The sequence below is a fragment of the Mycobacterium sp. E2462 genome (assembly GCF_001672685.1).
Taxonomy (GTDB): domain Bacteria; phylum Actinomycetota; class Actinomycetes; order Mycobacteriales; family Mycobacteriaceae; genus Mycobacterium.
On record NZ_LZKC01000126.1, the window covers coordinates 1 to 11,478 of the forward strand.

Sequence of the window (11,478 nt, forward strand, 5' to 3'; positions counted from 1 at the left end):
CCCGGGGGTGTGCATCCGGCTGTACGCGGAGGACGACTTCGCCGCCCGACCGCGCTACACCGACCCCGAGATCCTGCGCACCAACCTCGCGGCCGTGCTGCTGCAGATGGCGGCCTTGCAGCTGGGGGACGTCGAGCTCTTTCCCTTCCTCGACCCACCGGACCGGCGCAGCGTCCGGGACGGCGTGCAGTTGCTGCAGGATCTCGGGGTCGGTGTAGCGCGGTCGGGCGGCGAAGTCGTCCTCCGCGTACAGCCGGATGCACACCCCCGGGGCGATCCGGCCGCAGCGCCCGGCCCGCTGGTCCGCGGACGCCTGCGAGATGGGCTCGATCGGCAGCCGCTGCACCTTCAGGCGGCGGCTGTACCGGGAGATGCGGGCGTTGCCGGGGTCGACGACATAGCGGATGCCGGGCACGGTCAGCGACGTTTCCGCGACGTTGGTGGCCAACACGACGAGGCGCCCCGTGTGGGGCGCGAACACTTTCTGTTGCTCCGCGGTCGGCAGGCGCGCATACAGGGGCAGCACCTCGGTGTGCCGGAGGCCCGCCAACGCCTCTGCGGTGTCCCGGATTTCGCGTTCGCCCGACAGGAACACCAAAACGTCGCCGGGCGGCTCGGCCTCGAGTTCTCCGATGGCGTCGACGATCGCCTCGATCTCGTCGCGGATCTCGGTGCGCACCACCTCGTGGTCCGGGTCGTCGGGATCCCCGGAGTCGGGCGCGGCGGCGGCCGGCACGGCGACCTCGAGCGGCCGGTAGCGGATCTCGACCGGATACGTCCGCCCGGACACCTCGACGATCGGTGCGCCGCCGAAGTGCGCCGCAAAGCGTTGCGGCTCAATGGTCGCCGACGTCACGATGAGTTTGAGGTCGGGGCGGCGCGGCAGCAGCTCGCGCAGGTAGCCGAGCAGAAAATCGACGTTGAGGCTGCGTTCGTGGGCCTCGTCGAGAATCAACGTGTCGTAGCGCAACAGCCGGCGGTCCCGCTGGATCTCGGCGAGCAGGATCCCGTCGGTCATCAACTTGACCAGCGTCCGGTCGCTGACCTGGTCGGTGAAACGCACGGTGTAGCCGACGATGTCGCCCAGCGGGCTGCCCAGCTCGTCGGCGATGCGTTGGGCGACAGTGCGCGCGGCCAACCGGCGTGGCTGCGTGTGCCCGATCGTGCCGCGAATGCCGCGGCCCGCCTCCAGGCAGATCTTGGGCAGCTGGGTGGTCTTCCCGGACCCGGTCTCTCCGGCGACCACGACCACCTGGTTGCCGGCGATGGCGTGGGCGAGCTCCTCGCGGCGCTCGCTGACCGGCAGGTCGGGGTAGCTGATCGCCGGCAGCGCCGCGCGGCGCGCGGCGACGAGCGCCTCGGCCGCGGCGACCTGGTCGGCCAGGCGCTGCAGCTTCTCCGGGGCGGCGCCGCGCAGCTGCTTGAGCCGCCGGCCCAGCCGGGCGGCGTCGCGAAAGGTCAGACCGTCGAGCCGCTCGCGTAACTGCACGACGGACGGTTCGGCCACCAGGCCACGATAGGCGCGGCCGCGAACCGGCGTTCGCTGTGACGACGGTCTCAATCCGAAAAACTGTGGGCTGACGTTTTTTTCGAGCCGCATCCGGGGAAGGCCTATGAGGCCCCGAGTTGGGCCCCAATGGCGTGAATCCCACCCTCCCCCACCTAGGAGCAGCCTTCGCTATGCCGAAAACGATCGTGCCCGAGACCTTCGCCCACACGGCCCTCAACGTCGGCTGGGTGGTGGGCGCCGTGGTGTTCGCCTACGGCCTCGGTGTCGCGTTGTCGTGGCTGTTGCAGCGGGTGAAGGGCCGCAGCGCGATCATCGCCGACATCGACGTGCTGACCCGCGGGCCCCTGCGGGCCACCTTCATGGTCATCGCCGCGACGAACGCGATGCATCACACGTCGGACTCGTCGGCGATGTGGCGCGGCTGGGCGGACCACCTGCTGGTGATCGCCGTCATGGCCACGGGCACCTGGCTGGTGGCCAGCCTGGTGTTCGTCGCCGAGCGGCGCGCCATCGCGCGGTTCGCCGGCGGCGAGGAAATCAGCGATGCCGACCGGCACCGGCGCAAGGTGCGCACGCAGATCACGGTGCTGCGCCGCCTGGTCGTCGCCCTGGTGGTGGCATTCGGCCTCGCGACCATCCTGATGACGTTCCCCGCCTTCTCCAACCTGGGTAAGACGCTGTTCGCCTCGGCCGGGGTGCTGTCGGTGGTCGCCGGTCTGGCGGCGCAGACCTCCCTGGGCGCAGTGTTTGCGGGCCTGCAGATCGCGTTCTCCGACGCGATCCGGGTGGGCGACGTGGTGGTGTTGGAGAACGAGTGGGGCCGCATCGAGGAGATCACGCTGACCTACGTGGTCGCGCACCTGTGGGACGAGCGTCGGCTGGTGCTGCCGTGCACCTACTTCACCAAGACGCCGTTCCAGAACTGGACCCGCAACGCCACCGCGCTGCTGGGCACCGTGGAGATGGACGTCGACTTCAGCGTTCCGCTGGACGCGATGCGCGAAGAGCTGGACCGGCTGCTGCGCTGCAACGAGCTGTGGGACGGCCGCGCCGGAGTGCTGCAGGTCACCGACGCGGTCGAGGGCCGGGTCCGGGTGCGCATGCTGGTCAGCGCCGCCAACGCGGGCCTGCTGTTCGACCTGCGCTGCGCGGTCCGCGAGGGCATGGTCACCTGGCTGCATCGCACCCAGCAGGGCGCTCTGCTGCGCCACCGCGTCGAGCACTCGCCAGGGTCGCTTCCCGGCGTGCTGGACGGCGGCCAGCCGGCGGCCGCCGACGCCGCGCAATCGCGCGTGGACGCCGCCGTGTCGGGGACCTTCACGGGTAGCCCGGACGCCGAGGAGCGCGCCCGGGCCTTCGAGGGACCCCGCCGCGACGACGACCGCGCCGACGATCAGGTGTTGGCCAGGGCGCGTCGTAACGGCGGCTGATCGCGGCCGGCCCCGCTTCACCGAACCGATGTGGTTACGAGGCGGCCGCAATTGGGTATCACCCAGCGCATTGACCGGGCCTGTGGCCCCCGCGAAGAAAAGTGATCGGCGATGGTCGGTTGGCTGGATGACCTGCAGCGACGGAATCGGGCCGTTGGGGTGCTGGTGGCTGTCGTTTACAAGTACAACGACGACCAGGGCGGTTACCTCGCCGTCCTGATCACCTACTACGCGCTGGTGTCGCTGTTTCCGCTGCTGTTGCTGCTGACCACCGGCCTAGGCGTGGTGCTGGCCGGGCGGCCGGACCTGCAAGCGCAGGTCTTGCACAGCACGCTGAGCCAGTTTCCCGTCATCGGCAACCAGCTCCACCACCCCGAGGGCCTGAGCGGCGGGCCGACGGGCGTCGTCATCGGGCTGCTCGGCGCGCTCTACGGCGGGCTGGGCGTGGGCCAGGCGCTGCAGAACGCCATGGACTCGGTGTGGGCGGTGCCCAAGCATCAACGCCCGGATCCCCTGCGCGCGCGGCTGCGCAGCGGCCTGCTTCTGCTGTGCCTGGGGTCGGCCGCGGTCGCGGCCACCGCCTTGTCGGCCGTCGGGCACGCCACCGGCGCGCTCGGCGCCTTCGGCAAAATCGGGTTGGCCCTGCTCGCCGTGGCGATCAACGCAGTGATCTGTCTGATCGCGTTCAAGGTGACCACCGCCCGGCCCCTCACCTACCGCGAGGTATGGCCGGGAGCCGTCGCGGCGGCGTTCATCTGGCAGCTGCTGCAGTGGTTCGGCGCCGGCTACGTGGCACACACCGTGAGGCGGGCGAGCGCCACCAACAGCGTGTTCGCGCTCGTGCTCGGGGCGCTGGCGTTCCTGTTCCTCGCGTCCGTCGCGCTGGTGGTGTGCGCGGAGATCAACGTCGTCCTGGTCGAGCGGCTCTACCCGCGCGCGCTGCTGGGCGCGTTCACCGACGACGTCGACCTGACCCCGGCGGACCGCAGGACCTATACCAAGAAGGTCAAGGCGGAGCGGGTCAAGGCCTACGAACGCGTCAGCGTCACCTTCGACGACATCAAACGCGCGGGCGAAAAGGGCATCGACCACCTCGGCGCCCGGCTGCACAACATGCACCGCCCCCACGTGCCGTGAGAGCTGCTGGCTAGCACAAGGCTTGCAACGCAACATGATTCGCGCGGCCTGTGGGCAGGCCGTGTTGCGTATCCTCGTGCTCATGCAGGAGTTCGACGACGAATTGTTCCGCACGGACGACGCGGCGCTGAAAACGTTCAACGACCAGATTGTCGACGAGTTCTACGCGACCGGCGGCAAGGTCGGGGGCGTCTTCGAAGACCACACGGTCCTGTTGCTGACCACCACCGGGGCCAAGTCGGGCCGGCCACGGTTGACGCCGCTCGCGTACTTCACGGTCGACGGGCGCATGACGGTGGTGGGATCGCGCGGCGGCGCCCCCAAAGATCCGGCCTGGGTGCACAACCTGCGCGCGCGTCCTTCGGCACGGGTCGAAGCCGGCGGGGCGGATTTCGCGGTGCTGGCCGAGGAGCTGCACGGCGCGCAGCGAGATGCCGTGTTCGACGAGATCGTCTCCCGTGCACCGAATTTCGGCGTGTACCAGAGCAGGACCAGCCGGGTCATTCCCGTCTTCGCGCTGGAGCGGCGCGACGGCTAGCGGGCACCCGCGGCCCCCGCAGCGGGCGCGGGGCGCAATAGGGTTCAGCCATGAGCCTCGTCACCTATGAGTTGCACGACCACGTCGCGACCCTCACGCTGAACCGGCCCGAGGCGCGCAACGCCATCAACGGTGCGCTGCGCCAGGAGCTCAACGCGGCCTGGGACCGCTTCCGCGACGACCTGGACGCCTGGGTCGGGATCCTCACGGCCAACGGCAGCGTCTTCTGCGCCGGGGGCGACCTGAAAGACGGCGAGGGTTCGGTCGGTACGTTCGGCGGCACCTTCTGGGAGAAGCCGACGATCAACTCGTTCGAGAGCGGGATGGAGTTGTTCAAGCCGACCATCGCCGCGGTGCACGGCCCCTGCATCGGCTACGGAGTGACCGGAGTCCTGTTCTGCGACTTCGTCATTGCCAGCACGGAGGCGACTTTCTGCTTCCCCGAAGTGTCCCTGGGAGTGCCGACGATCGTGGGCGCCATCCGGTTGCCGCAGCGGGTGGGCTGGGCGAACGCCATGGAGCTGCTGCTGACCGGAAAGCCGATGAGCGCCGAGCGGGCCAAGGAGGTGGGGTTGGTCTGGAAGCTGGTCGAGCCCGGCGACCTGCAGGCCGAGGCGGCGGCCTGGGCCCGCACCCTCACCGAGGCCGCGCCGTTGGCCCAGCGGGCGACCAAGGAGGTGGCGTGGCGCGCCGCGGACATGGGTTGGATCGAAGCGGTGCGCTTCGGCGAGACCATGCGCAAGGTGGCCGGGGCGACCGAGGACGTCGCCGAGGGGCTGCGGGCGTGGGCCGAGAAGCGCACGCCGCGGTGGCGTGGGCGATGACGGTCAGAAGGCGTACCGCACCCGGCAGTCGGGCAGTTTGACCGCGATCAGGTCGGTGAGGTCCTGCACCCAGCGCCCCTTCCACGGGCTCTTGTAGCGCACGTTCCACTGCCCGCTCTGACTGCGCTTGAGCTGCTGCAGCTCCGGCCGCCACAGCAACTCCTCGCCCTTGGGGTGCCAGCCGAGGTTCACGTCGTGCAGCCCCTGGTTGTGCGTGAGGAAGATGATCTCGGCCGCCAACTGCCGCTTGGTCCGCTGGTTGGTGTGATCCGCGACCTGGTCGAGTAGCTCGGCCCAGTCGTCCAGCCAGCCGTCGTAGACGATGACCGGGCTGAAGTTGAGGTGCACCTCGTATCCCGCCTCGACGAAGTCGTCGATGGCCGCGACGCGGTCGGCGATCTTCGAGGTGCGGATATCGACCATCCGGGACACGCCTGCGGGCATCAGGCTGAACCGCACGCGGGTGCCGCCCCGCGGGTCGTAGGCCAACAGGTCGCGGTTGACGAACTTGGTGGCGAAGCTGGCCTTGGCGTTCGGGATGCGGGCGAACAGGTCGACCAGGTCACGCACGTTGGCCGACACCAGGGCGTCCACCGAGCAGTCGCTGTTTTCGCCGATGTCGTAGACCCAGTCCACCGGGTCGCATTGGTTGGGTTCCGGTTTGACGCCCTGCCGGGCGGCGTGCCGCTCGAGGTAGCCGGTGATCTTGTCGATGTTGGCGAACACCGTGATGGGGTTGGCGTACCCCTTGCGCCGCGGCACGTAGCAGTACGAGCAGGCCATGGCGCAGCCGTTGGCGGTCGACGGGGCGATCCAGTCGCTGGACCGTTCGTTGCGGCGCGCCGACAGGCTCTTCTTCTCCCCGAGGACCAGCACCTCGCGCTTGTTGCGGACCCAGTCCTCGACGTTGCCCTCGCTGCCGTACAACCCCGGTATCGCCTGGTGCGACGGGACCTCGATCAGTTCGGCGCCGGCAAAGCGGTCGAGCACCTCACGGGCCCGCGCGAAGCGCTCGATGCCGGGCTCGTGGTAGATCCGCTTGATGTCGAGGAGCCGGCCGGCGGGGTCGGCCGGCGTCCTGCGGGCGGAGGTGTCGACGCGCATGCCGGTTCAACGGTCGCGCGTCGGTGGCGGTTCCGCGGATCGCGGCCGCGGCCGGGTGTTGACTGGTGAGATGGCTGACAGGATGCGCGCGGAGCTGCAGCGGGCGCTCGACGACGGCGGCCGGGTCGCCGAGGACGCCGCGGCGGCCCTGGGCGACGGGCCGCTCCGCAGCCGGCTCATGTCGTCGATCCGCGCGCTCGCCGCGCACCGGGGCCGCCAGAGCAGCATCTGCCCGTCGGACGCCGCCCGGGCCGTCGGTGGCGCCGACTGGCGGTCGCTGATGGACGACGCCCGCGACGCGGCGCGCCACCTCGCCCGCGCCGGTGAGGTGGAGATCGTCCAGCGCGGCCGCGTCCTCGATCCCGACGGCGACTGGCGGGGCGCCGTGCGGATCCGGCCCGCCGGCGGCTGACCCGGCTCGCCCTTCACCGCCGCCGTTCCAGCCGCGGGCGCGGCCGTGCGGACCGGTATGTCAGGATTTGGGCATGACCGCACGCGCAACTGTTCGGATCCTGGGTGTCTCGGCCGCGACGACGTGGGCGTTGCTGAGCGCACCCCTCGGCCCGCCCGCCGCCTCGGCAGATCCTTGCTCGGACGTGGCGGTGGTGTTCGCGCGCGGCACTCACCAGGAGCCGGGGCTGGGCAACATCGGGCAGGCCTTCGTCGACTCGCTGACCTCGCAGCTGGGCGGCCGGTCCGTGGACGTCTACGCGGTCAACTACCCCGCCAACGACGACTACCACAACAGCGCCAACGCCGGGTCGGCCGATGCGAGCTCCCACATTCAACAGACCGTCGCCAACTGCCCGAACTCCCGGCTCGTGCTCGGCGGCTACTCGCAAGGCTCGACCGTCATCGACCTGGCCACCAACGCGATGCCGGCGTCGGTGGCGGACCACGTCGCCGCAGTCGCCCTGTTCGGCGAGCCGACCAGCGGGTTCTCCACCATGCTGTGGGGAGGCCAGCCGCTGCCGACCATCAACCCGGCCTACGGCGGCAAGACCTTGAGCCTGTGTGCACCCGACGACCCGATCTGCTCGCCGGGCGGCAACATCATGGCCCACGTCTCCTACATCGAGGCGGGGATGACCAACCAGGCCGCGACGTACGCCGTCAACAAGATCAACCAAGGGCCCCCGCCGCGCGTCTGACCAGCGGCGTCAGTCGTTGGCCTTGCGCTCGCGCTTCTCGGCGTCGGCCAGCCCCTCGACCCGGTCGGCCTCGGCGCGCTTCGCGGCGGCCTCGCCCAGCTTGTCCTCGGCCTTGTCGATCTTGGCCGCCGCGGCCTCTGCGGCGGCTTTTTCGGTGGCCTGAGTCCGATTCTCCACCTGGCGCCTGGTGGATTCGACCGTCTCCTTCTGCTTGGCGGCCACCTCGTCGGCGCGTTGCTTCGCCGCGGCGCTGGCCTTCTGGGCCGACTGGGCGGCGTCGCGCTTGCGCTGCTCGGCGGCGTTGCGGGCCTCTTTGATCTCCTGCTGGGTGGCCGCCTGCGCCTCCTGGCGTTCCTGCACAGCCTCCTCGCGAGCGCCCTGCAGTTTCGCGTCGGCCTGCTGCTTGCGGGTCGACGCCTTGGCGTCGAGCTGCGCCGCCCGCCCCAGCGCGTCGCTGCGCTCGACGAGCGCGGCACCACGCTCCACCAGGTCCGGGTCTCCCAGCGCGTTTCCGACGGTGGTGTCGAGCATGCCGAGCGAGCGCTCGTAGAACAGCCGCGCGGGCGCCTCGGTGGGGATGCGGGTGATCACCCGATCCTCGATCAGCTGCAGTGGTAACCGCGCGAGCTGATAGTTGAACCGCAGCACCGCCAGCGGAAGCTCGGAAATCCTCATGACTCTCTCCCTGTCTTCAAGACCCGCCGTCAGGGCAGGTCGGCCTCGTCGGACACGTTCTCGGCATGGCGGCGCAGCCGCGCGGCCTCCGATTCCTCGTTGTCGGCCACCTGCACCGAGGTCTGGTGCTCGGCGAGGGCGTCGACAACCTCCTCGGTGGCGTCGCGGATCTCCTCACGCTCCTCGGCCCTGGCCTGCTGCGCCTCGCGCTGCGCCGCGATCTCGGCCTGCGTCGTCTCGGCGACCGCGCGACGCTGCGCGGCCTGCTCGGCGGCGCGTTTCTGGGTTGCTTGCTGGTTCTCGATGGAGTCCTCGGCCGCCACTGCCTGCGCGTCGGCCGCCAGCCGCTGATCGGCGCCCGCCGCCCTGACCTCGGCGGCCTGGTCCTGCGCCTGCTTCGCTTGCGCCTCGGCGTCGGCCTCGATGGCGTTCGCCTCCTTGCGGTCGTGCGCCTGCGTCTGTTCCAGCTGACCCTCGGCGGTCAGCGATTCGTTGCCGGTCACGGCGCCCACGACCTCTTTGGCCTTGCCCTTGACCGAATCGATCAATCCCTTGCGTGCCTCGTCGGCCTTGTTCTGCTCACTCATCCCAAACGTCTCCTTGAGCCTGTCGCCTCCGACCCGGCGCGGGTCCTCGGTGTCCAGGCCCTGGCATTCCACGGATCCGGCCACCTAAACAACGCTGTGATCCCCGTCACTGCCGGCGCCGGGACTGGTGGGCGGCTTGCCGTTGGAACGAAACATGTTACGGGCGAGGGCATTTCGCACCATCGGATCATGATTCGGACGGGGTAAACGCCCGGGCGAGTGCCGGTCGGCGGGCATCGACTACCGTCGACGCCATGTCCGAAGTCTCCGGCAACGACCCCATCGACGACGTCAGCCCAGGCGACATCGTCGCCGTCGACCGCGGTTGCGGCGAACGGCCCTACAAAGTGGTGTTCAAGGACGCGACTTCCGGGGGTTTCATCGTCACCTTCGAAGACGACAACGGTGAAACGTTCCAACTCGACCTGGCCGCCGGAACCGCGGTGAAGCGCTCCGCGGAGTCGAAATGGGAATCCGCGCAAAGCCCGACCCCGCACGTCGAAAGCTGATCGCCCGCCGAACGTTAGAGGCGCGGCGCGGCGGGTAGCCTCCCCTTGGGTCACTGGCGACGCCCCGCGCTCCGCGCCGGCACCCCGCTGTGGGTCGTACCACCGGGTCTCGCGACATGCGTTGCCCGGCATGACAGTTCGACAGGACCCACTGCGACGGAAGGGTCGGCACCGCTATGACCGCACAACCTCCCAACCCCGAGCCCGCGCGCACGCCGGGCCTCGAACCGGGCGGAGGCGCCACACCGGGAGACACTCCCCCGGCCGCGGCGCAAACCTCGGGTGCGATCGACCACCAAGAGCCCGCCAAGGGCGGCCTGCGGCCAAGCGGCGTGTTGAGCGCGGTCGGCATCGGCATCTTCGTCCTTGCCTTCGTGGCCGTGGCGGTGCTGCTGGTGCTCAAGATCGCCGGCGTCCTGGGGTGAGGGTTCACACACGGTTACGCGGCTCCGTGGCGGGCACAGCTACGTCCACGACGGGCCGACGGCGCACGAGACGGGGAAAGTGATGACGGTCAACGCGAGTGACGTGCAGCGGCTGGTGGGCAGCAGCGACTCCGAAGCCGCCTTGGTTCTGATCGAAGGCCGAGTCGAGGTGGTGACACCGGACCAGCTCGCCTCGCCGGAATATCAAGGCGCTCTGCAAATCTCGACGCGCGGCGAGCTGGTGGCCCGGGCCGGTGACGCGCAACCCTCCGAGCGGCAGCTGGCCGAGCTCGCCGAAGACCTCGACACCGCGGTGCGCAACCTCGGCGGCTGAGGGACCAGGACGGCCGCGGCCGCCTAGGCCGGGATGCTCACCGGGTCGCCCACCCGGATGGTGCCTTGTTCGGCCACCGCGAGGTACGCCCCCGCGCACGGCTGCGCACCGTGGCCGCCGGTGTTGATCCGGTTTTCGGCCGCAGGCACGCGCAAGGCCTGCGGGGCTCGGGGCAACGGCCCGTGTTCCAGCGTGGGAACCACGCACCGCGAGGTTGCCGTCAGCGCGCGTAGGCGCGCCTCGCCGACCACGATCTGTGAACCGGCCCAATCGTTTTCGGCGTACGGCGGGTAACCCGGCGGCGTGGCGATCACCACGTTCGGCCGGTACCGCAGCGCTTCCACGCCGATGTGATCCAGGGTGGCGGTGGTGATCGCGTGCAGCGGCGCCTCGTCGGTGAACGACGCCCCCGGTGTGGCCTGAGCGATCGTCAAGATGCGCCCGCCCACGTCGGCGTCCAACCCCAGCTCCAGCAGCTGTTCCGGATCCGGGCGTTCCAGCGTGGCCCCGTCCGGGCGTTGGGCGACCAGCCGGACCGCTCGCCCCGTCAACCGCGAGATCAGCTCGTCCACCGCGGGATCGTCGGCGCGCACCTGGGTGCCGTCGGGCAGCCGGATGCTCACCGGGCCGGCGGCCGCGCTGGCGGTGCAGGTCAGCAGGGCCCGCCACAGGCGCGGGTTCTTGGCGCTGGCGACGTGGCCCGTCGCCCCGTCGAGCAGCGCCAACCGCCGGTCACCCGCGGCACCCGTCTCGTCGACAAACAGGCTCTGCACGGTCTCGCCCAGCATCGACTTCACCGGGTAGCGGAGCAGAGTCTGGACCCGGAACTCTCCGCGATCGTCGAGGTGCACGATTGCCTGCCTGTGTCGAAACCTGTTGTCGGTGGTGTCCACATCGTTGCAGAGTGCGCGGCCGCGATCACCTTGCGGCCCGGCAGGCGGACCGGCGGCTCGGGCCGGGACCTCCCCGGGACCTCAGTGCGGCAGTAGCCGCTGTTTCTGCTCGACGAACTCCGCCTCGGTGATGATCCCGGCGTCGCGCAGCGACGCCAGTTCCCGCAGCTCGGCGGCGATGCTCGTGATGGGTCCGCCCGGCGCCGGCGGCGGGGTCTCGGTCGCAGCCTTGGCGGCCTTCCCGCCCCCGGCGGCGGCCACCCGCTCGGCGCCGCGCGCGCCGGTGCCGGCCATCGCCCGCCCTGCCATGCCCGCCGCCGACGTGCTGCGGGAAGTGGCGTCGCTGCGCGAAGCCGCGATC

15 protein-coding genes are annotated in these 11,478 nt (G+C 70.4%); 9 read left to right on the plus strand and 6 right to left on the minus strand.

What is annotated here, in order from left to right; genetic code table 11:
• A partial coding sequence (locus tag A5714_RS05945; RefSeq protein WP_231975804.1) for a helicase-related protein occupies positions 1–1,507 on the minus strand: 1,507 nt, incomplete at its 3' end.
• A gap of 173 nt (positions 1,508–1,680) precedes the next feature.
• Here A5714_RS05945 and A5714_RS05950 point away from each other — a divergent pair.
• The 4 genes from A5714_RS05950 to A5714_RS05965 all read left to right on the plus strand — a co-directional run bounded on the left by A5714_RS05950 (position 1,681) and on the right by A5714_RS05965 (position 5,439).
• On the plus strand, positions 1,681–2,940 hold the full coding sequence (locus A5714_RS05950) for a mechanosensitive ion channel family protein (RefSeq protein WP_068283715.1): 1,260 nt from the start codon (positions 1,681–1,683) through the stop codon (positions 2,938–2,940).
• A gap of 111 nt (positions 2,941–3,051) precedes the next feature.
• Positions 3,052–4,077, plus strand: a complete 1,026-nt coding sequence (locus tag A5714_RS05955; protein WP_068074183.1) for a YihY/virulence factor BrkB family protein — start codon at positions 3,052–3,054, stop codon at positions 4,075–4,077.
• Positions 4,078–4,159: 82 nt separating this feature from the next.
• Positions 4,160–4,615 (plus strand): nitroreductase family deazaflavin-dependent oxidoreductase, encoded by a 456-nt coding sequence (locus tag A5714_RS05960; RefSeq protein WP_068283734.1) that lies wholly within the window; start codon positions 4,160–4,162, stop codon positions 4,613–4,615.
• A 50-nt stretch (positions 4,616–4,665) separates the two neighbouring features.
• Complete coding sequence (locus tag A5714_RS05965; RefSeq protein WP_068283719.1) at positions 4,666–5,439, plus strand: enoyl-CoA hydratase/isomerase family protein; 774 nt, start codon at positions 4,666–4,668, stop codon at positions 5,437–5,439.
• A 3-nt stretch (positions 5,440–5,442) separates the two neighbouring features.
• Here the strand turns inward: A5714_RS05965 and A5714_RS05970 are convergent, their stop codons facing one another.
• On the minus strand, positions 5,443–6,543 hold the full coding sequence (locus A5714_RS05970; protein WP_068283722.1) for a spore photoproduct lyase family protein: 1,101 nt from the start codon (positions 6,541–6,543) through the stop codon (positions 5,443–5,445).
• 70 nt (positions 6,544–6,613) lie between these two features.
• Here A5714_RS05970 and A5714_RS05975 point away from each other — a divergent pair, with 70 nt between their 5' ends.
• Positions 6,614–6,955: a DUF3253 domain-containing protein gene (locus tag A5714_RS05975; protein ID WP_082959591.1), complete on the plus strand. Its 342-nt coding sequence runs from the start codon at positions 6,614–6,616 to the stop codon at positions 6,953–6,955.
• 73 nt (positions 6,956–7,028) lie between these two features.
• Positions 7,029–7,694: a cutinase family protein gene (locus tag A5714_RS05980; RefSeq protein WP_068074189.1), complete on the plus strand. Its 666-nt coding sequence runs from the start codon at positions 7,029–7,031 to the stop codon at positions 7,692–7,694.
• A gap of 9 nt (positions 7,695–7,703) precedes the next feature.
• Here the strand turns inward: A5714_RS05980 and A5714_RS05985 are convergent, their stop codons facing one another.
• Together A5714_RS05985 and A5714_RS05990 are read right to left on the minus strand one after the other, a co-directional pair.
• Entirely contained in the window at positions 7,704–8,369 is a 666-nt protein-coding gene (locus A5714_RS05985; protein WP_068074191.1) for an IF2 family translation initiation factor, read from the minus strand.
• A gap of 29 nt (positions 8,370–8,398) precedes the next feature.
• Positions 8,399–8,956 carry a CsbD family protein gene (locus A5714_RS05990; protein WP_068074303.1) on the minus strand — a complete coding sequence of 186 codons (558 nt, stop codon included), beginning with the start codon at positions 8,954–8,956 and terminating at the stop codon, positions 8,399–8,401.
• Positions 8,957–9,210: 254 nt separating this feature from the next.
• Here A5714_RS05990 and A5714_RS05995 point away from each other — a divergent pair, with 254 nt between their 5' ends.
• The 3 genes from A5714_RS05995 (at position 9,211) to A5714_RS06005 (ending at position 10,224) form a co-directional block, all read left to right on the plus strand.
• On the plus strand, positions 9,211–9,465 hold the full coding sequence (locus A5714_RS05995) for a hypothetical protein (RefSeq protein WP_068074193.1): 255 nt from the start codon (positions 9,211–9,213) through the stop codon (positions 9,463–9,465).
• Between the two features lie 176 nt (positions 9,466–9,641).
• Positions 9,642–9,890, plus strand: coding sequence for a DUF6480 family protein (locus tag A5714_RS06000; protein WP_068283725.1), 249 nt, complete (start codon positions 9,642–9,644; stop codon positions 9,888–9,890).
• Positions 9,891–9,972: 82 nt separating this feature from the next.
• A complete protein-coding gene (locus A5714_RS06005) occupies positions 9,973–10,224 on the plus strand; it encodes a hypothetical protein (RefSeq protein WP_068283728.1) in 252 nt (83 codons plus the stop codon).
• A gap of 23 nt (positions 10,225–10,247) precedes the next feature.
• Here A5714_RS06005 and A5714_RS06010 read toward each other — a convergent pair whose 3' ends face one another.
• Complete coding sequence (locus A5714_RS06010; RefSeq protein ID WP_255396698.1) at positions 10,248–11,075, minus strand: MOSC domain-containing protein; 828 nt, start codon at positions 11,073–11,075, stop codon at positions 10,248–10,250.
• A gap of 123 nt (positions 11,076–11,198) precedes the next feature.
• Positions 11,199–11,478, minus strand: a 280-nt coding sequence (locus tag A5714_RS06015; protein ID WP_197513571.1) for an SHOCT domain-containing protein, incomplete at its 5' end; no start/stop codon positions are given.